Annotated in this window: 18 protein-coding genes; 9 read left to right on the plus strand and 9 right to left on the minus strand. The window is 73.0% G+C overall.

The genetic code is table 11. The features are described from left to right. Positions 1-2: 2 nt before the first annotated feature. Positions 3-455, minus strand: a complete 453-nt coding sequence (locus ACICHK_RS18170) for an STAS domain-containing protein (RefSeq protein ID WP_406837745.1) — start codon at positions 453-455, stop codon at positions 3-5. A 349-nt stretch (positions 456-804) separates the two neighbouring features. On the opposite strand from ACICHK_RS18170, the gene ACICHK_RS18175 reads away from it, so the two are divergent. After that, complete coding sequence (locus tag ACICHK_RS18175; RefSeq protein WP_406837746.1) at positions 805-1,386, plus strand: sigma-70 family RNA polymerase sigma factor; 582 nt, start codon at positions 805-807, stop codon at positions 1,384-1,386. A gap of 65 nt (positions 1,387-1,451) precedes the next feature. Continuing rightward, on the plus strand, positions 1,452-2,792 hold the full coding sequence (locus ACICHK_RS18180; RefSeq protein WP_406841254.1) for a zf-HC2 domain-containing protein: 1,341 nt from the start codon (positions 1,452-1,454) through the stop codon (positions 2,790-2,792). 50 nt (positions 2,793-2,842) lie between these two features. Here the strand turns inward: ACICHK_RS18180 and purU are convergent, their stop codons facing one another. Together purU and ACICHK_RS18190 are read right to left on the minus strand one after the other, a co-directional pair. After that, positions 2,843-3,727 (minus strand): formyltetrahydrofolate deformylase, encoded by an 885-nt coding sequence (gene purU / locus ACICHK_RS18185; RefSeq protein ID WP_406837747.1) that lies wholly within the window; start codon positions 3,725-3,727, stop codon positions 2,843-2,845. A gap of 101 nt (positions 3,728-3,828) precedes the next feature. Then, entirely contained in the window at positions 3,829-4,329 is a 501-nt protein-coding gene (locus tag ACICHK_RS18190; protein ID WP_406837748.1) for an SCO4402 family protein, read from the minus strand. A gap of 117 nt (positions 4,330-4,446) precedes the next feature. On the opposite strand from ACICHK_RS18190, the gene ACICHK_RS18195 reads away from it, so the two are divergent. Continuing rightward, entirely contained in the window at positions 4,447-5,745 is a 1,299-nt protein-coding gene (locus ACICHK_RS18195; RefSeq protein WP_406841255.1) for an ABC transporter substrate-binding protein, read from the plus strand. A gap of 79 nt (positions 5,746-5,824) precedes the next feature. Here ACICHK_RS18195 and ACICHK_RS18200 read toward each other — a convergent pair whose 3' ends face one another. Beyond that, a complete protein-coding gene (locus ACICHK_RS18200) occupies positions 5,825-7,483 on the minus strand; it encodes a hypothetical protein (protein WP_406837749.1) in 1,659 nt (552 codons plus the stop codon). 406 nt (positions 7,484-7,889) lie between these two features. Continuing rightward, on the minus strand, positions 7,890-9,275 hold the full coding sequence (locus ACICHK_RS18205) for a transcriptional regulator (protein ID WP_406837750.1): 1,386 nt from the start codon (positions 9,273-9,275) through the stop codon (positions 7,890-7,892). 303 nt (positions 9,276-9,578) lie between these two features. On the opposite strand from ACICHK_RS18205, the gene ACICHK_RS18210 reads away from it, so the two are divergent. From ACICHK_RS18210 to ACICHK_RS18220, 3 genes are all read left to right on the plus strand, one after another. Then, the gene (locus ACICHK_RS18210) at positions 9,579-10,232 is read left to right on the plus strand and encodes a bifunctional DNA primase/polymerase (protein ID WP_406837751.1); all 654 of its coding nucleotides are present in this window, start codon (positions 9,579-9,581) and stop codon (positions 10,230-10,232) included. Positions 10,233-10,361: 129 nt separating this feature from the next. Further along, positions 10,362-11,159 (plus strand): ABC transporter ATP-binding protein, encoded by a 798-nt coding sequence (locus ACICHK_RS18215; RefSeq protein ID WP_406837752.1) that lies wholly within the window; start codon positions 10,362-10,364, stop codon positions 11,157-11,159. Further along, complete coding sequence (locus tag ACICHK_RS18220; protein ID WP_406837753.1) at positions 11,156-12,769, plus strand: transporter; 1,614 nt, start codon at positions 11,156-11,158, stop codon at positions 12,767-12,769. The genes ACICHK_RS18215 and ACICHK_RS18220 overlap by 4 nt, the downstream gene beginning before the upstream one ends. A 12-nt stretch (positions 12,770-12,781) precedes the next feature. On the opposite strand, the gene ACICHK_RS18225 is transcribed toward ACICHK_RS18220, so the two are convergent. Further along, positions 12,782-13,648 carry an alpha/beta fold hydrolase gene (locus tag ACICHK_RS18225; RefSeq protein WP_406837754.1) on the minus strand — a complete coding sequence of 289 codons (867 nt, stop codon included), beginning with the start codon at positions 13,646-13,648 and terminating at the stop codon, positions 12,782-12,784. An 816-nt stretch (positions 13,649-14,464) separates the two neighbouring features. Next, the gene (locus ACICHK_RS18230; RefSeq protein ID WP_103554111.1) at positions 14,465-15,157 is read right to left on the minus strand and encodes a metal-dependent transcriptional regulator; all 693 of its coding nucleotides are present in this window, start codon (positions 15,155-15,157) and stop codon (positions 14,465-14,467) included. A gap of 365 nt (positions 15,158-15,522) precedes the next feature. Between ACICHK_RS18230 and ACICHK_RS18235 the strand changes: the two genes are divergently transcribed. Beyond that, positions 15,523-16,278: an SIS domain-containing protein gene (locus tag ACICHK_RS18235; protein ID WP_151469370.1), complete on the plus strand. Its 756-nt coding sequence runs from the start codon at positions 15,523-15,525 to the stop codon at positions 16,276-16,278. A gap of 83 nt (positions 16,279-16,361) precedes the next feature. On the opposite strand, the gene ACICHK_RS18240 is transcribed toward ACICHK_RS18235, so the two are convergent. After that, entirely contained in the window at positions 16,362-17,744 is a 1,383-nt protein-coding gene (locus ACICHK_RS18240; RefSeq protein WP_406837755.1) for a PAS domain-containing protein, read from the minus strand. Positions 17,745-18,479: 735 nt separating this feature from the next. On the opposite strand from ACICHK_RS18240, the gene ACICHK_RS18245 reads away from it, so the two are divergent. Further along, entirely contained in the window at positions 18,480-19,544 is a 1,065-nt protein-coding gene (locus ACICHK_RS18245; protein ID WP_406837756.1) for an isopenicillin N synthase family dioxygenase, read from the plus strand. A gap of 21 nt (positions 19,545-19,565) precedes the next feature. Here ACICHK_RS18245 and ACICHK_RS18250 read toward each other — a convergent pair whose 3' ends face one another. After that, on the minus strand, positions 19,566-20,666 hold the full coding sequence (locus ACICHK_RS18250; RefSeq protein ID WP_406837757.1) for a citrate synthase 2: 1,101 nt from the start codon (positions 20,664-20,666) through the stop codon (positions 19,566-19,568). Between the two features lie 452 nt (positions 20,667-21,118). On the opposite strand from ACICHK_RS18250, the gene pdxH reads away from it, so the two are divergent. Further along, positions 21,119-21,757, plus strand: a complete 639-nt coding sequence (pdxH, locus tag ACICHK_RS18255) for a pyridoxamine 5'-phosphate oxidase (protein ID WP_406841256.1) — start codon at positions 21,119-21,121, stop codon at positions 21,755-21,757. Positions 21,758-21,775 lie beyond the last annotated feature (18 nt).

The raw sequence follows: 21,775 nt of genomic DNA on the forward strand, positions 1-21,775 counted from the left end.
CGTCAGGCCGACAGCGGGCGGGACTCCTCGTCCACGGCCGCGTCGACGTCGGGGTACACGTCGAAGAGCCGGCGCACCCCGAGGGCCCCGAGGACGCGGTTGACGTGGGACCCGTCGGCCGCGCCCCCCGCGGGCAGGATCAGCCGCAGCCGCCCCCGGCAGGAGCGCATGAGACGGCGGGCGGCGATCAGGACGCCGACCCCGCTGGAGTCGCAGAACACGACCCCGGAGAGATCCAGGACGATGCTGTGCCGGCCCGTGGCCACCACGTCGTGGACGCTCTGGCGCAGCGCCGGTGACGTCACGAGGTCGAGCTCGCCCGACACCCGCAGCACGGCCCATTCGTCCTCGCGGCGGCGCGGGGCGCCCGGACCGTCCGCGCTCCCTCTTCCCGTTCCGCCCGCGCCGCTCCCGTCCCCGGTCACGTCGGTCACATGGGTCACCTTGAGCGTCACCGCCACGCCTTTCGCTCGCCTCGCCCGCAGAAGCGGAAGCTCTCCGTACGCTTCCTTCCGGCGCGGCTGCCCCGCCGTCCTTCCATGAAACACGGATCCCGCCAGGAAGAAACGACTGTCTACGGTCGAAAACGCTTCCCGAGGGTTCTCTTTCGGTCGTATACGAGCAGTTGCGGTCAGGTACGAGGGTGGAAGTGGCGCGCTCTTACCATCTACGACCCGCCCGGGGGCGCACATTGACGTAAAGGGGCGTGCGTCGCGGCACGTGCCGACTACATTCAAGACAGCGGCCTCGCGCAGGCTGGACGCACGGACGGACACCGGGCACGACCAGGGGCGAGGGGGCCGTATGGCGACACAGGACGCACCGCCCCGCTGGGACCGCAAGATGCAGCAGCGACTCTCGCGCGGGGAGGCGGCCGCGCTCGGCGAGCTCTACGACCGGTTCGCCTCGCTCGTGCACGGACTCGCCCATCGCGTCCTCGGGGACGAACGGGCCGCCGACGGGATCACCCGCGAGGTCTTCACCCACGTCTGGGAGAACCCCGACGCCTACGACCCCCAGCAGGGCCCGCTGCGCTCCTGGGTCGCCGCGCTGACCCACCGCCTGGCCGTGCAGCGGCTGCGCGCCACCGAGACCGCCGCGCTCGCCCGGAGCGGTGACGGCACCGCCGAGGAGCTGGAGCGCAAGGTGCGCAGCGCGTCCGTCGCCGCCCGCGCGGACTACATCGTCACCTCCATGCCCACCCCGCTGCGGACCGCTCTGGAACTGGCCTATTTCCAGCGCCGTGACTACCGCCAGGCCGCGGCCGATCTCGGCGTCACCGAGGACGAGGCCCGCCGGCGGCTCCGCCTCGGCCTCCAGCTGCTGTCCACCGCCCACGACGCCGGGCCCACCGGCGCGCCGCCGGAACACGGGGGCGCGCGGTGAGCGGGGAATCCAGCCGGTTCACGTCGTCCGACGACGAGGAGGGGCGCGAGAACGGGCACGAGGACATGCGCGGGGACATGGACGAGGGCGTGGACGAGGACGAGGACGGGCACGGGGGCATGCGGGAGGACGGACACGAGGACGTGGGCGGCTCCGGGCCGCGGCCGGGCGGGCCGGCGCGCATACCGCCGCCCCGCGCCTCCGTGGAGGACACCGGCCTGCCGCTGCCCGCACCGGCCGCCGTGTCCGGCCCGGCGCCGCTGGTCCTCGAACACCGGGTCCTGAAGTCGCTGCTGGGCGCGTGGGCGCTGGCCGCCTGCTCGGCGGACGAGACGAGTGCCGTCGAGGAGCACCTGGGGCACTGCGGCCCGTGCGCGGACGAGGCGCTGCGGCTGCGCGAGGCGGTCGGGCTGCTGCACCCCGCGGAGAGCCTCGACCTGGACCCGACACTGCGCACCCGCGTCCTGACGAGCTGCCTGGACCGGCGCCCGCCGCGCATCCCGGTGCCCGAGTGGGCCGCTCCCTACGACGCGGAGACCGCCCGTCTCGACGCCCTGCTCCAGGACATAGGCGGCTCCGAATGGCACGCGCCCGTGCGGCTGCGCTGGTTCGAGGGCGAGGGACCCGTGAGCCGCCGTACGACGGTCGCCGGGGTCATCGCCCACCTGCTGAGCGTCGACGGACTGGTCGCCGTCGCGCTGGGCCTGGACGATCCGCTCGGCGAGCCCGACGCGGAGCGGGCGACTCCGCAGGACCGCACCGAGGCGTACTGGCGTGCCTCGCGCGTCCCGCCCACCCGGTCCGTGCGCGATCCCTGGCGGGAGCAGAGCCACGGCATCGTCCGGTCGGTGTCGTTCGTGGAGGAGGGCGCCCCGCCGGCGGGCGGGGTCGCGGGCGGGGAGGCCTCCGGGCGGCTCACCGTGGCGTACGGCGGCTTCGACCTGCCGCTCAGCGACTCGATGCTGGACCGGGCCTTCGAGTGCTGGGTGCACGCGGGGGACATCGCCGACGCGGTGGACTACCCGTACGAACCGCCCGCTCCCCGGCACCTGCACCGGATGATCGACCTGGCCGCGCGGATGCTGCCCGTCTCGCTCGCCGAGCGGCGCCGGGCCGGGCTGTCGGAGCACCCGCCCCGGCGTCTCGTCACGGCGGGCGCCCCGGGCCGCAGCCTGCGCCTGGAGATCGAGGGCTCCGGGGGCGGCGAGTGGCTCGTCCCGCTCGACTCGCCCGGCGCCGTCGGCTCCGCCGAGCACGAGGTGGCCCATGTCGCGCTGGACGGGGTGGAGTTCTGCCGCCTGGCCGCGGGCCACGTGTCCCCGGAGGAGGCGGCCGCCGGACAGGACGGCGACCGCGAGGTCATCAGGGACGTACTGCTCGCTGTCGCGTCACTGAGCCGGATCTAGCCCGGCGCGGCCGGGCGGCCGGGCGGTCAGGCGGTCAGGCGGTCAGGCGGTCAGGCGAAGACGACCGTCCGGCGTCCGTTCAGCAGGATGCGGCGCTCCGCGTGCCACTTCACGGCACGGGCCAGCGCCTGGCACTCCACGTCACGTCCGATGGCGACCAGCTGGTCGGGGGTGACGTCGTGGCCGACCCGCTCGACCTCCTGCTCGATGATCGGGCCCTCGTCGAGGTCGGCGGTGACGTAGTGCGCCGTGGCGCCGATGAGCTTGACCCCGCGGGCGTGCGCCTGGTGGTACGGCTTGGCGCCCTTGAAGCTCGGCAGGAAGGAGTGGTGGATGTTGATGATCCTGCCGCTGAGCTGCTTGCACAGGTCGTCCGAGAGGACCTGCATGTAGCGGGCGAGGACGACCAGCTCGACGCCCTTCTCGCGCACCAGCTCCAGCAGCTGCGCCTCCGCCTCGGCCTTCGTTTCCTTCGTCACCGCGATGTGGTGGAAGGGAATGTCGTAGGACTCCACCAGCTCCGCGAAGTCCGTGTGGTTGGAGACCACCGCGGCGATGTCGACGGGCAGCGCTCCGATCCGTGCGCGGAAGAGCAGGTCGTTCAGGCAGTGGCCGAACTTGCTCACCATGAGGACGACCCGCATCCGGTCCTCGGCCCGGTGGATCTGCCATTCCATGTGGAACGCGTCACCGACCGCCGTGAAACTCGCACGCAGTTTCTCCACGGTCACCGGCGACTCCGCCGAGAAGTGGACGCGCATGAAGAACAGACCCGTGTCGTGGTCGCCGAACTGCTGGCTGTCCTCGATGTTGCAGCCGGTCATGAACAGGTAGCTCGACACGGCGTGCACGATGCCCTGCTTGTCGGGGCAGGACAGCGTCAGGACGTACTGCTCGGCGGCGGGCGCGGTCCCGCGGACGGACGGCTCATTCATGCGGGACAGAATCCCATACCAGGGGTCCGCACAGCAGTGCCGTCCCGCCACGCGGACGCCCCGCGGGGCGCCTCACGGTCGCCGGACCAGGGGGCCGACGGCTACGCGGACCGCGTCAGGATGCGCAGGACCTCGAGGGTGCGCGGAGGCGCGTCCGGGTCCTCGCCGTCGCTCGACGCCATCCGTACGTGCGCGGCGCGCGCGGCCTGGAGGGCGTCCGGCCACCCCTGGTGGTCGAGATAGGCGGAGACGGGCGCGTCGGGTCCGACCTGGTGCATGATCCGCAGGACCCGCAGGACGGCGCTGTCCACGAGGGCCGCCTCCTGGGAGTCCCGGAAGATCGTGCCGACGTATTTCTCGGCCGACCAGTTGTCCAGCCAGGTGTCCTCGACCAGGCGGTACACGGCGTCCGTGACGTCGCCGTACCCGTCGGCACCGGCGAGCCAGACGTCTCTCTGGAAGACCGGGTCGGAAAGCATGTGCAGCGCGGAGCGCACATTGCTGCGCCAGCGCCACCAAGGCATGTCGTTCAGTGGCATGCCGCCCATGGTGGATGAGCGACGGCCGCGGCGGGAAGGGTTCTCCGAGTCTTGCACGGTCATCGATCGTACGGTCCCTGTGAAAAACAGTTCATCGGCCCCTGTAATTCACCTCTGCGTCACCTGGTGTCGACCACGTGTCACATCAATATTTTTGGTGTGGCGGAATCGTGCATGCCCATGACCGGTAGGCGACGTACTCGCACCACCTCCCCCACTCCGCCCCGGCCCCGCAAGGCCAAGCTGCTGTACGCGAGCGCTTTAGTCGCATGCGCGTCGGTCGCTGTCGGATGCGGGGCCATCCCTGGTGCCACGGGGGGCTCCGGGGATGGCCCCGTGAAGGTGATGACCTGGGCCCCCGAGAAGACCAACGCGACGAACAAGCCCGGAATGCCCGCGCTGGCGAAGGCCTACGCGCGCTGGGTCAACGCCCACGGCGGCATCAACGGCCGCAAGCTGGAGGTCCTCACCTGCAACGACCACAACGACTCGGTCGACGCCGCGCACTGCGCCGAGCGGGCGGCCGAGGAGAAGGTCGTCGCGGTCGTGGGCTCCTACAGCCAGCACAGCCGTGCGTTCCTCTCCCCGCTGGAGAGCGCGGGCATCCCCTACATCGGGGGCTTCGGGGTGACCGACGACGAGTTCACCAGCCCCGTCTCCTATCCGGTCAACGGCGGTCAGGGCGTCCTGCTGGCCGGACTCGGCGAGCAGCTCGGCAAGAACTGCGGCCCCGTCTCGCTCATACGCCCCGACACCATCGCCGGTGACGAACTGCCGGTGCTGCTCGACGCCGGCCTGAAGGCGCTGGGCCACCCGCAGGCCGCGGACCAGCGGGCGGCCGAGGACGCCACCGAGTACTCCCGGCCGACGCAGCTGGCCCTCGAGCACGCGACCTCCGAGCCCGGCCGGCAGGGCTGCGTGGTCCCCGCGCTCGGCGACCGCACGAACACCTTCATGGACTCCTTCCGGCGCGACAGCGCGAACTACCGGAAGGTGCACACCGGTACGGTCATCGGCAGCATCGACCAGTCGCAGATCGACGCCACCGGCGGCAAGTCGGGCCCCTACGAGGGTTCGTACGTCACCGGCTGGTACCCGACCGCGAACGACCCGCGCTGGGACGCGATGCGAAAGGTGATCAAGGAGCAGGCCTTCGGCGACAACCGGATCGATCCCGCCGACTCCGGGGTGCAGACCACCTGGATCGCCTACACCGTGCTGCAGAGGGTCATCGAGTCCCTCGGCGCGGGAGAGGTGTCGCCGCTCACCGTCCGGCACCAGCTCGACAGCGGCATCAAGGTGGGCACGGGCGGGCTCACACCGACGCTCAGCTGGCGCTTCGACGCGCAGACCTCGGCCGCCAGCTTCCCGCGCCTCGTCAACGCGGACGTCACCTTCCAGGTCATCCGCAACGGCCAGCTGACCTCGCAGCGGAGCGGGTTCGTCAACATGGCGAAGACGCTGGCGGCCGCGGACTAGAGGGAACCGCGGCGGCGCTCACGGCGAAGCCCGACCCCTCTCGCCCGCATCGGCGAGGGGGGCCGGGCTTCGTACCGGGTCACAGCTGTGTGCGGGCCCGCTGGGTCAGGCCGTACTTCGCCGCGATGGCGTTCCACAGCGTCGCGGCCTTCCCCTTCTGCGCGGAGGCCGTGCCGCTGGCCCGATCGCCCGCCTGGGTCTCCCCGGTGGTGCGGGCCTGGCCCTTGCGGCAGCCCTTCTTGCCGTTGCCGACCTGGTCGGCCCAGGCCGCGTAGTGGTTGTCGGCCGAGGCGGAGGCCTTCCAGCCGCTGTTGAGGGCGGCGGTCAGCTCCTCGTGGTTCGGCAGCTTGTCGACCGCGAGGCCGGAGAGCCGGGTGACCAGCTCGCCGCGCTGCTTGGCCGCGTCCCGCAGGTCACCGGCCGCCTGGCCGAGGTTGTTGCACGCCTTCACGTTCGCCACGGCCCTGATCACCGAGTCACGGCTGTTGGCGCTGTCCGCGAGGAGCTTGTCCAGCTCGACGGCCTGCGCCTTCACCGGGTCGGCACCGGCGGGCGCCGACGAACCCGCCGTCGTCGCGGGCGCGGTTGCGGCCACCGTCTTGCCGGTGTCGTCCTTGCCGTCGTCACCGCCTCCGCCACCGCTGAGCAGGGCGCCGGCGCCGACGCCGAGCACGATGATGCCGATGCCGACGGCCGCGATCACCGGAACGCGCGAGCCGGTGCGGCCACCGCCGCCGCCTCCGTCACGGTCGGACGGGCCACCGCGCCGCCCGGCGGACCGGCTGCCGGGCGCGCCCGGCGCGGACTGGGCGCCGTACGTGTCGCGCGGGGCCTGCGGGCCGCCCGCGTCGATGCGCGGCAGCATCTGCGTCGGCCCCGCGGCCTCCGGCTCGCTGCGGAAGAGGTTGTCGAACTCCGCCGGGGGCTGCCGCTCCTCCGGCGCGCCGGAGGGCATCCCGAAGGAACCCGACGGCTGTGCGGGCACGGGCGGGATGTACTGGGTGGCGTCGGCGTCCGAGCCGGCGGACGGCGGGGATCCCGCGCCGGGGCCGCCCTGCGTCGCCTGCCCCAGGTACTGCGGCGCCCCGGCCCCCGTCTCCGGCGGCAGCGCGCCCGGACCCACCGGCGGCATGAACTGGGTGGCGCCCTCGTCCGGCGCGGCGGCGACCGGCGGTATGAACTGCGTCGCCCCCTCGTCCGAGCCCGGGGCGGCCGGTATGTACGGAATGTACTGGGTGGCGCCCTCGTCGCCGCCGGACGGCAGCGAGGTCCCCTGCCCGCCCTGCTGCTCCTGGGCCCCGTAGCCGCCGTAGCCGTCGTAGCCGACGGCGGAGTGCGAGCCGTGCGCCCCCGGCGCATAGCCGTTCTGGACGCCGTACGCCGAGGACTGCGCGCTCTCGGGCGGCAGCGGCGCGGAGCCGGATCCCGGCTGGGCGAAGCCCTGCGCCTGCTGTGCGCCGTGCGGGTCCGACGCCGGCCAGCCCTGGCCCCCGGAAGGGGCGGAGGCGCCCCATGACTGGGGGGTGTTCGCGGGCGCGCCCCAGCCGTCGCCGGGCCCCGGGGCCTGGGCGGCAGAGCCGTCGGGGCCCCACTGTCCGCCCCAGGCCGGACCACCGACCGGGGTCGGGCGGTCACCCGCCGTGCCCGGCAGCAGCGGCTCGCTGCCGTCGGAGGGCAGCACGATGCCTTCGCGCGCGGGCCGCGCCGAGGGCTCCTCGCCCTGTCCACTCTGCGTCACCGGGACTCCTACGAATGGGGGACCTTCGGAATCATCGGCTCACGCTACCGGGTCCCCACAACCCGGTGCCACGCAGCACCTGTGATGACCACCCCGCCCTGTGACACGGGTAACGAAATCGCACCCGAATGCGCTGTATTCGACTCACCCCGCTCACAGCGCCCCTGTTCTCCCGGTGTTCACGCCGGTACGGGCCGTACGTTCACGCGCGCGGGCCCGGACGGCGCGGAAGAGAAATGATCACACTCCGCGCCGAGGGAGCGGGGCCGGGCGGGGAGCGGGTCCGGGCGGGGCGCACGCGGTGTGCGCCCCCGGCGGACGCGCACCGGCCCGGCCGCACCGGACGGCACGCCCTCCCCTCACGCGTCCCCGAGCCCCCCGTGTCCCCGGAGTCCCTCGCGTGCGCTCACGCCGCCGCCTGCAGCTCCATGCGCGCCCCGAACTCCCGTACCACGGCCTCGTCCTGGAACGGCTCCAGGCGCTGCTGCAGGTCCTCCAGGTACTCGGCGCCGCGGTTGGAGCGGAGGGTGCCGAGGAGTTCGACGGCGCGCAGGCCGGTGTGGCAGGCCTGCTCCACCTCGCGCTGCTGGACCTGTGCCGTGGCCAGCAGGACGTAGCCGATGGCCCGGCGGCGGGCGCGCGTCTCGGGATGGCCGGCCAGGGACTCCTCGGCGCACCGCGCGGCGGCCTCGGCCTGGCCGAGGTCCCGGTGGCAGTGGGCCAGCTCGTCGGCGAGATAGGCCTCGTCGAAGTGCGCGATCCACGTCGGGTCGTCCCCGGAAGCCGCGTCGGCGTTCTCCAGGGCCGTGACGGCCCGCCCGGCCGCCACCTGGGCGGCGCGCGCGTCGCCCAGCAGCGCGTGCCCGCGCGCCTCGGCGGCGTGGAACATCGACTCCGCCCGCGGTGTCGCCCGTCCGCGCGCCCCTTCCTGGGCCGCGCGCGCCAGCTGCGCGATCTCGCGCGGGTTGCCGAGCTGGGCGGCCAGGTGGCTCATGGACGCGGCGAGGACGTAACCGCCGTAACCGCGGTCGCCGGCCGCCTGCGCGAGCCGCAGCGCCTGGATGTAGTAGCGCTGGGCGAGCCCCGGCTGACCGGTGTCGATGGCCATGTAGCCGGCCAGTTCCGTCAGCCGGGACACGGCCGCGAACAGCTCGCGTCCGACCGCTTCCCGGTAGGAGCCGGCGAGCAGCCCGGAGACCACGCTGTTCAGGTAGTGCACGACGACCGGGCGCACGTGTCCGCTGCCGTACTGGTGGTCCAGGCCGACGAGGGCCTGGGTCATCGCGCGGACGGCCGCCACGTCCGAGAGCCCGACGCGCGGGCCCGCCGAGCGGGCGACCTGCGAGTCCGGCGACGAGATCAGCCAGTCGCGGCTCGGCTCGACGAGCGCGGAGGCGGCGACGGACGACCCGGACAGGAAGTCCCGCCGCCCCACGTCGCTGCGCCACAGCTCGCAGACCTGCTCGATGGCGCCCAGTACGGTCGGCGAGAACTGGAGACCGACACCGGACGCCAGGTTCTTGCCGTTGGCCATGCCGATCTCGTCGATCGTGACCGTCCTGCCGAGCTTGCGGCCGAGCGCCTCGGCGATGATCGCCGGAGCCCGCCCCCGGGGCTGCTGACCGCGCAGCCAGCGCGCCACGGACGTCTTGTCGTAGCGCAGATCGAGTCCGTGCTCCGCTCCGCACATGTTGACCCGGCGGGCCAGCCCGGCGTTCGAGCAGCCCGCTTCCTGGATGAGCGCCTGCAGCCGTTCGTTCGGCTGCCTGGCGATGAGAGGCCTTGCGGCCATGGCGTACCCCCTGTGGCTGCGGTGCCTGCCCACGCACCGGGTTGACGTGTCCTCACTGGCCGGTCGCCGGAGGAGAGCGGCCAGGAAGATCAATGCCCCGCGGACATACCGAAGATGCGAGACATATGAGGATTGCCGGGGTAAAGGCGGCTGCCCGGCCCCACCCCTGATTACCCGCTACCGGCTGCCGTTCTCCCGCGCGCCCCCGTACGTGCACCCGTGCGCCCCGGCCGGAGAACCGGTGCTCCTCCCCCGCGCGCGTATCCCCCGTAACCCGAAGTGGACGCGGGAGTTGAGACCCACGTGGAAGAGACCATCGCGGGCACCGAGTCCGCACAGATACCTCACCAGCGTGGTGATTCGCTGCGGGAGACCGCCGTGCGCTACGTCGAGGAACGCCACTGGGACGTGTTCCCCGGCACCTGGCTGGAAGCGGCCGGCGGCGTGCAGCTCTGCTCCTGCGGCGACCTCTCCTGTGCCTCACCCGGCGCCCATCCGGCGCGCCGGGAGTGGGCGACCCAGGCCACGGGCAGCACGACGGTCGCGTGGCGGCTCTGGTCGGACCGGCCGGCGGCGTCGATCCTGCTGCCCACGGGGCGTACGTTCGACGCGATCGACGTGCCCGAGTCGGCCGGGTTCCTGGCGCTCGCCCGCATGCGCCGGATGGATCTCGGCCTCGGACCGGTGACGTGCACCCCGGACCGTCGCATGCAGTTCTTCGTGCTCCCCGGAGCGGCGGCGAAGATCCCCGGTCTGGTGCGGGCGCTGGGCTGGTCGCCGGCCTCGCTCGATCTGACCGCGCTCGGCGAGGGAGCCTGGGTGGCCGCGCCGCCGACCCGGGTCGGATCCCGGGGTGCCGTGCAGTGGGCCTGCCGTCCGACGCCCGCGAACCGCTGGCTGCCGGACGCGGAGGAGCTGATCTCACCGCTGGCCTACGCCTGCGGGCGGGACCGGTAGGGAGCGGCAGGGACCGGCGGGGATCCGAAGGAGCCGGTGAGGGCGGGCGGAGGCCGGTGACGACCGGGAGATCGTCCGGGACCCCGCAGGGACGGGTGGCGAACGGCCGGGGGCACTTAGGGTGCCTGTATGAGCGAGGCAGTGAAGGGCGGCGGCGTGCCCGCCGTGCGGGTGCGGGGGCTCTGGAAGCGGTTCGGTGAGCAGGTCGCCGTGGCCGGGATCGATCTGGAGCTTCCCGCCGGGCAGTTCATCGGACTCGTCGGGCCGAACGGCGCCGGCAAGACCACCACCCTGTCGATGGTGACCGGGCTGCTCAGACCCGATCAGGGCACGGTCGAGGTCGTCGGTCACGACGTGTGGCGCGACCCGGCGGAGGTGAAGGCCCGGATCGGCGTGCTGCCCGAGGGGCTCCGGCTCTTCGAGCGGCTCTCGGGGCGCGAACTGCTCGGCTACACCGGCCGGCTGCGGGGTCTGCCCGGCGCCGAGGTCGACAAGCGCGCCACCCAACTCCTCGACGTCCTCGGCCTCGCGGGCGCCCAGCACAAACTCGTCGTCGACTACTCGACCGGCATGCGCAAGAAGATCGGCCTGGCCTGCGCGCTCCTGCACAACCCCGAAGTCCTCTTCCTGGACGAGCCGTTCGAGGGCGTCGACCCGGTCTCCGCGCAGACCATCCGGGGCGTCCTGGAGCGCTACACCGCGTCCGGCGCCACCGTCGTCTTCTCCTCCCACGTGATGGAGCTGGTCGAGTCGCTGTGCGACTGGGTCGCCGTCATGGCCGCCGGACGCATCCGCGCGCACGGGCCGCTCACGGAGGTGCGCGGCGGCGCGCCCTCGCTCCAGCAGGCGTTCCTGGAACTGGTCGGCGCGCACGGGAGCGGCACCACGGCCGACCTGGACTGGCTGGGCGGCGGGGCGTCCCGGTGAGCGCCGGCCCCGGCGTCTCCGCCGCCTCGATCACCCCCGTCGTCGTACGCCTGAAGCTGTCGCTCCTGCGCAACGGTCTGCGGCAGTCCGCGGGCCGGCGGGCCGCGTTCATCGCGTCCACGGTGCTCGTGCTGCTCTTCGCCGCGCTCCAGCTGATCGGCCTGATCGCGCTGCGCGGCAACGAGCACGCCACCGCGATCGGCGTCCTGCTCGTGGCGGTCCTGGCGCTCGGCTGGACCGTGATGCCGCTGTTCTTCCCCAGCGGCGACGAAACGCTCGACCCGACGCGGCTGGTGATGCTGCCGCTGCGGCCGAAGCCGCTCGTGCGGGCGCTGCTGGCCGCCTCGCTGGTCGGCGTCGGACCGCTCTTCACGTTCTGCCTGCTGCTCGGTTCGGTGATCTCGGTCGCGCACGGGAGCGCGGCGTACGCGACGGCGGTGGTCGCCCTCGTGCTCGCCCTGATGGTCTGCGTGGCCCTCGCGCGGGCCGTCGCGGCCGCCAACATCCGGCTGCTGTCCAGCCGCAAGGGCCGCGACCTGGCGGTGCTCAGCGGGCTGGTCGTCGCGGTCGGCGCCCAGCTGGTCAACTTCGGCGCGCAGCGGCTCGGTTCGGCGGGCGGCCTGTCGAGGCTGGACCCGGTGACGGACGTGCTGCGCTGGATCCCGCCCGCGTCGGCGGTCGGCGCCGTGGACTCGGTGAGCGACGGGTCGTACGGGGCCGGGGCCGTCCAGCTCGCGCTGTGCGCGGCCGCCCTGGCGGGGCTGCTGGCGCTGTGGTCCCGGCATCTGACGCGGCTGATGACCTCGCCCGACGGGTCCACGCTCCAGGCCGCGGAACCCGCCGCCAGGGAGCGCGGCTCCTCGGGGCTCGCGCGCCTGCTGCCGGCCGGGCGCACCGGCACGGTCATGGAGCGCAGTCTGCGGTACGTGTGGCGCGATCCGAAGACCAAGGCGGCGTGGGTGGGCTCGCTGGCCATCGGTCTGATCGTGCCGGTGTTCAACGCGCTCCAGGGCACCGGCTCGGTCTACTTCGCGTGCTTCGCGGCCGGGATGCTCGGGATCCAGATGTACAACCAGTTCGGGCAGGACACGTCCGCCTTCTGGATGGTCGCGCTGACGATCTCCTCGACCCGTGACGCCTACGTCGAACTGCGCGGACGCGCGCTGGCCCTGCTGTCGATCACCCTGCCGTACGCGATGCTCGTGACCACGGTGACGACCGGGCTGCTCGGGGCGTGGGAGAAACTGCCCGAGGTGCTCGGCCTGTCCTTCGCGCTGCTCGGCGCGATGCTGGCGACCGGCGCCTGGTCCTCGGCCCGCTTCCCGTACTCCATCCCCCAGGAGGGCTACAAGAACGTGGCCCCCGGTCAGACCGGTCTCGCCTGGATCTCCATCTTCGGCGGCCTGGTCTCGGCCGCCCTGCTCGCCTCCCCCGTCATCACCCTGACGATCTGGCTGAACGTGAGCGCCGACGGCGGCCGCTGGACCTGGCTGCTGCTGCCCGTGGGCGCCGTCTACGGGACGCTGATCACGCTGCTGGGGCTCAGGCTCGCGGCACCCCGGACGGCCGGGCGCCTGCCGGAGATCCTGGCGGCGGTCAGCAAGGGGTGAGGGGCGCCGGCTTCATCCGGTGAGCACGCCGTCCAGGAACGGCTCGATCGCGGCGCGCCACGCCTCGGGCCGGTCGTAGTGCACGAGGTGGCCGGCGTCCGCGACCTCCGCGTACTGTCCGCGGGGCAGGACCCGGACCATCTCCTGGGACTCCGCCCGGCCGAGCTCGCCGTCGAGGCCGCGGACGACCAGGGCGGGGCACCGGACCTGGGCGAGCTCCTCCCAGTGGGCGTCGTACACCCATGTCCGGCGGGACTCGAGCATCTGTTCCGGTTCGAAGACCGGGCGCCAGCCGTCGGGGGACTCGTGCATCACCTCGGCGTAGAACTCGCCGCGGGAGGGATTGCGGCGCTCCACCCAGGGGTCGTCCTCGCCGAACCACTTCCGTACGTCGTCGAGGGTGGCGAAGGGGAGGGGCCAGGCCTTGAACCAGTCCTCCCACTCGCGCTGCGAGGCGGCTCCCAGGGCCGAGGCCCGCATGTCACAGATGATCAGGGCGCGGACGAGATCGGGGCGTTTGGCGGCGAGCTGCCAGCCGGTCAGCGCGCCCATCGCGTGGCCCACGACGACGGCCGGTCCGAGGCCGAGCTGTTCGAGGGCGGCCTCGGCGTCCTCGACGTAGGCCTCACGGGTGTACTCGGCCTTCGGTGCCTTGTCGCTCTGTCCGTGGCCGCGCTGGTCGAGGGCGACGGCGCGGTGCCGCTCGGAGAGCCAGCGGGCGGTGGGGGCCCAGTGCGAGGCGCGGCCCATGAGGCCGTGCAATAAGAGCACGCCGGGCGCCCCGGGCGCCCCCGGCCGGCCGCTCCCGGGAGGATCGGCGAACTCCCAGGCAGCCAGGCGTACACCGCCCGCCCCCGTCACGTCGATGCGCCGCACCATCGGTAATGGCACCCCCCTAGCTCGCTCGGACCGGCCCGCTCCCACTCTTCCCGGCCGGTCCACCCGTACCGCTTCCTGCCGCTGTTCCAGCTGTGCCGGTCGGTCTCTCTCGTGCACTCCCGCCACACCGCCACGTTATCGAATAGGGTTTCGAAACCGGCCTTTTCAGCCGCAACACCCCTCGTTCGAGTGACCACTCATCAGGATTGACCGCCGTCGCCCGGGGGAGATCTTCTGCGGGAGGCGGACCGCTCGGGGAAAACGGTCCGAGGGGATTGACCCTGGGAGCTCGGGGCTCCGGGTCAGCTCAGGGGAGGACAGGCCCCGGCGCCGAAAGGCGCCGGGGCCCTCTCCATGTCTGCGGCACATTCTCACGCCCCCTCTCCGACCGTGCACCTTCGCTCTCGGACACGGTCAAGAGCCCTCAGGTCATATGCCTCACGCGACAGCCTCGCACGCAAACGGTCCCCGCGCTGCGATTCGGCACACTGAATCTTGGTTTCGACAAGGTCGCGAAAGCATCACAACTGCCTCTGAAGTCACAGCAGTTGACGTGTGCGGGGCGGTGCGGGCCGAGTGCGTCCCACGGTGTCCGGCGTGCTCCCGGGCGCCGACGTGGAGGTCAGCGACCGCCGACCCCCCGGCCGGCGCCCGGAAGCTGCCCCTCGCGGGCACCGGAAGCGCGGGTGGAGAAGAAACGGGGATCCGGAATCAGGGACACCGGACGTGTGGACGCCCGGGGCCCGGACGCCGGGGGCCCGGACACCACGAGGCCGGCCACCGGCGGCGCCGGGGCCCTCGGACCCGGGGGTCGTGTCAGCGCTTGGCGACGAACACATGAGAGGCAACGTCCGCCTCCAGCTCCGCGGCCTCGCCGCCGCTGCCGACGAGGACCCCGCCGGCCGACTCGGTCACGCTGACCACGGAGCCGGGCTGCACGCCCGCCCGCCGCAGCGTGTACATCAGCTGGGCGTCCGTCTGGATCGGCTCACCGATCCGCCGTACGACCACGGTCTTGCCGTCCAGGCCCGGGTCCAGCTCGGACAGCGCCACCATGCCCTCGTCCAGGAACGGGTCCGCGCCGTCCTTCTCGCCCAGCTCCTCCAGGCCCGGGATCGGGTTTCCGTACGGCGACTCGGTCGGGTGGCGCAGCAGCTCCAGCACCCGCCGCTCCACCGCCTCGCTCATCACGTGCTCCCAGCGGCAGGCCTCCGCGTGCACCTGCTCCCACTCCAGACCGATGACGTCGACGAGCAGACACTCGGCGAGGCGGTGCTTGCGCATGACGCGCGTGGCCAACCGCCGGCCCTCGTCCGTGAGCTCCAGGTGCCGGTCGCTCGCCACCGCCACCAGGCCGTCGCGCTCCATTCTCGCGACCGTCTGACTCACCGTCGGGCCGCTCTGGTCGAGCCGCTCCGCGATACGGGCGCGCATGGGGACGACGCCTTCCTCCTCCAGCTCGAGGATGGTGCGGAGATACATCTCCGTGGTGTCGATCAGTCCGGACATTCGTGCCCCTCGATTAGCTCTGCCGGAGACCCGATGGTCCACCGGCGTGTGCGCTGGCCCTGGACTCAATTCTGACGCATAGCACTGACAACCGTGCCTCGCCGTTCGAACCGCTTGACGCCGATCGTCCCGGATCCACGCGGCCGGGGCGCCCGGCCCGTCCGCGGGCGTCGTGGCCGGCGCGCTCGGAAACGCCCCCGGAAGCCGTATTGACAGGGCAGTGGTCCAGACCGCAACGTGATCCGCGACACGACGGGAGTACGGTCGGCGCGGGGCGACCGGTCCGGCCGTCCGCCCGCCCGCCCCGCGCCGGCCGGGCGCCGCCGGGACGTCCGAGCCGACGAGACTTCTAAGGGGCTTCGCCGATGAGCGACAGCAAGCTTGCCGGGCAGTTCTTCGACGCCGCGATCGGCCTGCTGCGGCGGGTACGGGACGAGGACACCGGGGAGATCGAGGCGGCCGGGACCCTGATCGCCGACACCGTCGTCGACGGCGGCCGGCTCTTCGCCTTCGGCGCCGGACACTCCTCGCTCGCCGCGCAGGACATCGTCTACCGCGCGGGCGGCCTCGCCCTGATGAACCTGCTCGCCGTACCGGGGGTGGTGGGCGTCGACGTCATGCCCGCGACCCTGGGCTCCGCCCTGGAGCGGGTCGACGGCCTGGCGAGCGCGGTCCTCGACTCCAGCCCGCTGCGCTCCGGCGACCTGCTGGTGATCATCTCGCTCTCCGGCCGCAACGCGCTCCCGGTGGAGATGGCCATGAAGGCCCGCGCCCTCGGGGTGAAGGTCGTCGGCGTCACCTCCGTCGCCTACGCCACCGAGACGACGTCACGTCATGTGTCGGGCACCTACCTCAAGGACCACTGCGACGTCGTCCTCGACTCGCGGATCCCGGTCGGCGACGCGGAACTCGCCCTGGACTCCATCGAGGCGCCCTTCGCCCCCGCCTCGACCGTCGTCACCTCGGCCCTCCTCCAGGCCGTCATGGCCACGGCGGCGGGCGCCCTCGCGGACCGCGGCATCGAGCCGCCCCTGCTCCGCTCGGGCAACGTCGACGGCGGCCACGAGTGGAACGCCCGCGTCATGACGGAGTACGGGGACCGGATCTTCTACCGCCGCTGAGGAGACTCCGGAACCGGACCTCGATCGACACCGGAGGGCGCCCCGGGGCCTCCGGGGAGCCGGCCGGGCGGCCGGAGGTGCCCTCAGGGCTTCTCCGTCAGTTCCGCCAGGTCCAGGGCCGTCGCGATCCGTACGGCCACGTCCTCCGCGTACATCGCGTCCGCGCGCTCGAACCGGCTGCGGCCCGCGTTCCGCAGGAACGTGACGACCCCCAGCGTCCGGCCGCGGCTGCGCAGCACCGCGCACAGGGCGTGCACGGAGTCCCGCGGCCACTGCCGGGCGAGCGCCCACTCACGCGCCTGTTCGGGGTCGGCGGCGGCCGCGTCGGCCCGTACCGAACCGGCGCGCTCCACGCACTGCAGCGCGGGGTGCCCCTCCCCGTAGCGCAGGGGCAGTCCGGCCTTCCCGGTGATGTGACTCGGTCCGGGCGCCCCGGCGGGCGTGGCGACCGTCCGCACGAACCGCACGGGCCCCTCCTCGTCCGCCGGCCGGCCCTGGGCCACCCGGTCGACCAGGGCGTGGTCGGCGAAGCCCGCGAGGGCGAAGTCCAGGTGGACGGCGGCGGCCTCGGCCGGGCTCTCGCACTCGGCCGCGGCCCGCGCGGCGCGGTGCAGCTGGTTGGCGCGGAAGCGCAGCATCGCCGCCTCCTGCTCGGCCTGCTTGGCCTCGGTCACGTCCTGGAAGAGCCAGCCGACGCCGAGCGGCACGGGTTCCTCCGCGAGCGGCGAGGCGAGCCGCACGAAGCCGCTGAGCCAGCACCGCCGTCTGTCGCCCTCCGGCGTGCGCACGCCCACCCACATGTCCGCGGGGGCCGGCGGCGCGCCCTCGGACAGGACGTGGGTGAGGGCGGCCTCCAGCTCCTCGACGCCCAGGGAGAGCAGGTCTCCCAGCGGCCGGCCGAGGACGGAGCCGCGTCCGGTCCCGAAGGCCTGGGCGGCGTGCTCGTTGACCACGGCGGGCCGCAGGTCCGCGTCGACCAGCACCACGCCCCAGGCGGCGTCCTCGAAGAGCGCCTCGCTCAGCGCGATCGACCGTTCCAGGTCGATCTGGGTGTGCACCTCGCTGAAGGCGCAGTACACCCCGGCGGGCTTGCCGTCCGGACCGCGTACGGCGGCGGACTGGGTGCGCACGAGCACCCTGCCCCCGTCCTTGGTGAGGAGCGCGAACTCCTGCACCTGGCGGCCGGGGGCCTCCATGGCGGACATCAGCCGGCCCTCGACCTCCTCGGCGTCCGCGGTCCGCACGGCCCAGCCGGCGAATCCGCGCCGCCCCACGGCCTCGGCCGCCGTCCACCCGAGGATGCGCTCGGCCTCGCGGTTCCAATGGGTGAGGACCCCGTCGGCGTCGAAGGCGCACAGGGCCGCGTCCATGCCGTCCAGCAGCGCGGCCAGCAGATCCGAGCCGTCCCGCCCGGGCTCGTCCGGCCCCAGCTCGTCGGTGGTCCCACTACGCCGGGAAGCACTCACCTGGACCCCCTGCAGGCTGCGTCTGTGTACGGCGCGACAGTTCACTCAGTCGTCACCATTCAACTCGAACGTGACCCAGCCCACACCTCGTTCCCCGAAGATGGAGGAAATCGCTGTACTCCGGATTTCCGCACCGCCCGCCCCAGGAGCCCCCGGCCCCTCCGGCATCCCGCGATAAATCGCTTGAGGCCTCCGGGACGCGTTCCTAGAGTGGTGCGCACGTAGGAGAGGAGGTGGTTCGGCTCATGACGGAAACCCGGACATACGAGGTGGCTGCGGGCTAGCGGCCCGTTGTCGAACTCGGTTCGGCGCCGGACCAGCATGTGTGATGTGCATGCAGCCGGCCCAATCCAACGCAGTCACCCGACCCGCGAGCTCGCCGGTGCGTCCGGCCGGCCCCGTCGCCGCAAGGCGGAGGGACCCGAGCTCGCGGGTCGTCCGCGTTCGCGGCCCGGGCACGCGTCCCTCCCGGGTGGACGGGCCTTGGGGGCCGAGCGGCCCACCGGAGTGATCCGGATCACAGATGGATCGCGGGGGCCGCAGTAGGCTGTGGCCATGCTTCCGATGCTCGTTCGACGCCGCCACGTGGACTACGTGCGCGTCACGAGCACGGGCTGTCGGCGCTCTGCCTGACCGGCCCCCTTCGCACAGCCCCTTCCCCTCACCCGGCACCCGTGGACCCCGCCCCACCCCTGGCGGCCTCCCGGGTCCCCGTACACCCCGCGGACGCATCTCATGACGACGAACACGTCTTCCACGTACTCCACGCACGCCTCGAACGGGCGGCCGTCCCCCTCGTACCGGCAGCTTCCGATCATCGACCTCTCCGCGGCCGACCGCGGCCCGCAGGCACGGGCGCTGCTGCACGCGCAGCTCCACAGCGCCGCCCACGACGTGGGGTTCTTCCAGCTCACCGGACACGGAGTGACCGAGGCCGAGACCGACGCGCTGCTGCGGGCCATGCACCGGTTCTTCGCGCTCCCCGAGGCCGACCGGCTGGCCCTCGACAACACCGGCTCACCGCACTTCCGCGGGTACACGCGCACGGGCGACGAGCGCACGGGCGGCAGCCGGGACTGGCGGGACCAGCTCGACATAGGCGCCGAGCGGCCCGCGCGGCCCCCTCGCCCCGGCGAGCCCGCGTACTGGTGGCTCCAGGGTCCGAACCAGTGGCCGGCCGCGCTGCCGGAGCTGCGCACCGCCGCGCTGACCTGGATGGAACGGCTGAGCGAGGTCGCGGCCCGGCTGCTGCGCGAACTGCTGACCGCCATCGGGGCTCCCGCCGGTTTCTACGACCCGGTCTTCGGCGAGCACGCGCATCCGCATCTGAAGCTGGTGCGCTATCCGGGAAGCTCCGACGACGGCTCCGGCCAGGGCGTGGGCGCGCACAAGGACTACGGATTCCTGACGCTGCTGCTCCAGGACCGCGTCGGCGGGCTCCAGGTGCAGCGCGAGGACGGCCTCTTCCACGACGTGCCGCCGCTGCCGGGCGCCTTCGTGGTCAACCTGGGCGAGCTCCTGGAGGTCGCCACGAACGGGTACCTCCTGGCGACCAACCACCGGGTGGTGAGCCCCGCCGGGGCCACCGAGCGGTTCTCGGTGCCGTTCTTCTACAACCCGCGCCTCGACGCCCGGATCGAGCCGCTGCCCTTCCCGCACGCCTCCGGCGCGCCCGGCGTCACCGACGACCCGTCGAACCCGCTCTTCGCCGAGTACGGCTTCAACGAGCTGAAGGGCAAGCTGCGGGCGCATCCGCTCGCCGCCGCCCGCCACCACGCGGAGCTGCTCGCCCCCGCGTGATGACCGGCGGCCCGCACGGGGTCAGTGCGCGATGTCCTCGAACCCCTCGACCTCCTGGACGCCGCGCGTGCCGGGGCCCACGTAGCGCGCGGAGGGGCGCACCAGGCGGCCGGTGCGCTTCTGCTCCAGGATGTGCGCCGACCAGCCCGCGGTACGGGCGCACGTGAACATGGAGGTGAACATGTGCGCCGGGACCTCGGCGAAGTCCAGGACGATCGCCGCCCAGAACTCGACGTTCGTCGCGAGGACACGGTCCGGGCGACGGGCGTGGAGCTCGGCGAGGGCGGCCTTCTCCAGGGCCTCGGCTACCTCGAAGCGGGGGGCGCCCAGCTCGCGCGCGGTGCGGCGCAGGACCCGCGCGCGCGGGTCCTCGGCGCGGTACACGCGGTGGCCGAAGCCCATCAGGCGCTCGCCGTTGTCGAGGGCGTGGCGGACGTAGGCCTCCGCGTCCCCGGTGCGCTCGATCTCCTCGATCATGCCGAGGACACGGGAGGGGGCCCCGCCGTGCAGCGGGCCCGACATGGCTCCCACGGCCCCGGAGAGCGCCGCGGAGACGTCCGCGCCGGTCGAGGCGATCACCCGGGCGGTGAAGGTGGAGGCGTTCATGCCGTGCTCGGCGGCCGAGGTCCAGTAGGCGTCGACGGCGGCGACGTGCTTGGGGTCCGGCTCGCCGCGCCAGCGGATCATGAACCGTTCGACGACGGAGTGCGCCTTGTCGATCTCGCGCTGCGGAACCATCGGCCGTCCCTGGCCGCGGGCGGACTGGGCGACGTAGGACAGGGCCATGACGGCGGCGCGGGCGAGGTCCTCGCGGGCCTGCTCCGCGTCGATGTCGAGGAGGGGCTTGAGGCCCCAGACGGGCGCGAGCATGGCGAGCGCGGACTGCACGTCGACGCGGATGTCACCGGAGTGGACGGGGATCGGGAACGGCTCGGCGGGCGGCAGGCCGGGGTTGAAGGCGCCGTCGACGAGAAGTCCCCAGACGTTGCCGAAGGAGACGTGGCCGACGAGGTCCTCGATGTCGACGCCTCGGTAGCGAAGGGCGCCGCCCTCCTTGTCGGGTTCGGCGATCTCCGTCTCGAACGCGACGACTCCTTCGAGTCCGGGTACGAAGTCGGACATCAGGCGGCTCCTCGTGATGTGTACGACGGATGGTGTTGTCGGGGTGGAGGTGACCGGGCGCCCCTGTAGGGGTGGCGGTCGACGGTGAGGCGCCTCGCCTGCCGGTTCCACGGTCGTGAGCGAAGAATCCCGAATGCTCTTCGGTCGGTCTCCGCCGACTCGCGGTCCGGAAGCGGTCACCCCGGTGATGCCCCGTACGGCGGGTCCTCCAACCGGAACGGCACCAGCACGATATCTCCGAGTGCCATCTTTAGGGAGGGTACGCGGCACTGAGTGCCACCGCGTGACGAAGCACACCGCTCCCGCATCCGCCCCGGAAACGGGGCCCGATGCGGCAGGATGACCGCGTGAACGATCGTGTCCCGGACGAATCCACGAACGAGCCCCTCATCAAGGCCGCGGCCGAGGCCGCCGAGGCCGCGCACGAGGAGATCGCCGACGACCCCGCCTCCATGCGGGCGCACTACCGCGCCGAGGGACTCGACGAGGGCGACGTCGCCGCGCACCCCATGGAGCAGTTCTCCCGCTGGTTCAAGCAGGCGGCGCAGGCCGCGGTGCACGGCTTCGTGCACGAGCCGAACGCGATGGTCGTCTCCACGGCGGACGCCGAGGGCCGGCCCAGCTCGCGCACGGTGCTGCTCAAGGGGTACGACGACCAGGGCTTCGTGTTCTACACCAACTACGACTCGCGCAAGGCCCTCGAACTGGCCCGCAACCCGTACATCTCGCTGCTCTTCCCGTGGCACCCGATGGCCCGGCAGGTCATCGTCACCGGGACGGCGCGGCGCACCGGCCGGGACGAGACCGCCGCGTACTTCCGCACCCGCCCGCACGGCTCCCAGCTGGGCGCCTGGGCGAGCACGCAGTCCAAGGTCATCCCCTCGCGCACCGAACTGGACGTCCTGTACGCGGAGCTGAGCACCCGCTACCCGGAGGGCGAGCAGGTGCCGGTGCCGCCGCACTGGGGCGGCTTCCGGGTCGCCCCGCAGGCGGTCGAGTTCTGGCAGGGCCGTGAGAACCGCCTCCACGACCGGCTGCGCTACGTGGCCGAGCCCGACGGCAGCTGGCGGATCGAGCGGCTCAGCCCCTGAGCGGCGGCCGGGGACGGC

It is taken from the genome of Streptomyces sp. AHU1, assembly GCF_045343905.1.
GTDB lineage: Bacteria > Actinomycetota > Actinomycetes > Streptomycetales > Streptomycetaceae > Streptomyces > Streptomyces triticiradicis.

Coding starts and splice junctions, on each gene's coding strand:
- ACICHK_RS18175 (WP_406837746.1), top strand. CDS start 805: ATGGCGACACAGGACGCACCGCCCCGCTGGGACCGCAAGATGCAGCAG.
- ACICHK_RS18180 (WP_406841254.1), top strand. CDS start 1,452: ATGCGCGGGGACATGGACGAGGGCGTGGACGAGGACGAGGACGGGCAC.
- purU (WP_406837747.1), bottom strand. CDS start 3,727: ATGAATGAGCCGTCCGTCCGCGGGACCGCGCCCGCCGCCGAGCAGTAC.
- ACICHK_RS18190 (WP_406837748.1), bottom strand. CDS start 4,329: ATGACCGTGCAAGACTCGGAGAACCCTTCCCGCCGCGGCCGTCGCTCA.
- ACICHK_RS18195 (WP_406841255.1), top strand. CDS start 4,447: ATGACCGGTAGGCGACGTACTCGCACCACCTCCCCCACTCCGCCCCGG.
- ACICHK_RS18205 (WP_406837750.1), bottom strand. CDS start 9,275: ATGGCCGCAAGGCCTCTCATCGCCAGGCAGCCGAACGAACGGCTGCAG.
- ACICHK_RS18215 (WP_406837752.1), top strand. CDS start 10,362: ATGAGCGAGGCAGTGAAGGGCGGCGGCGTGCCCGCCGTGCGGGTGCGG.
- ACICHK_RS18225 (WP_406837754.1), bottom strand. CDS start 13,648: ATGGTGCGGCGCATCGACGTGACGGGGGCGGGCGGTGTACGCCTGGCT.
- ACICHK_RS18230 (WP_103554111.1), bottom strand. CDS start 15,157: ATGTCCGGACTGATCGACACCACGGAGATGTATCTCCGCACCATCCTC.
- ACICHK_RS18235 (WP_151469370.1), top strand. CDS start 15,523: ATGAGCGACAGCAAGCTTGCCGGGCAGTTCTTCGACGCCGCGATCGGC.
- ACICHK_RS18245 (WP_406837756.1), top strand. CDS start 18,480: ATGACGACGAACACGTCTTCCACGTACTCCACGCACGCCTCGAACGGG.
- ACICHK_RS18250 (WP_406837757.1), bottom strand. CDS start 20,666: ATGTCCGACTTCGTACCCGGACTCGAAGGAGTCGTCGCGTTCGAGACG.
- pdxH (WP_406841256.1), top strand. CDS start 21,119: ATGCGGGCGCACTACCGCGCCGAGGGACTCGACGAGGGCGACGTCGCC.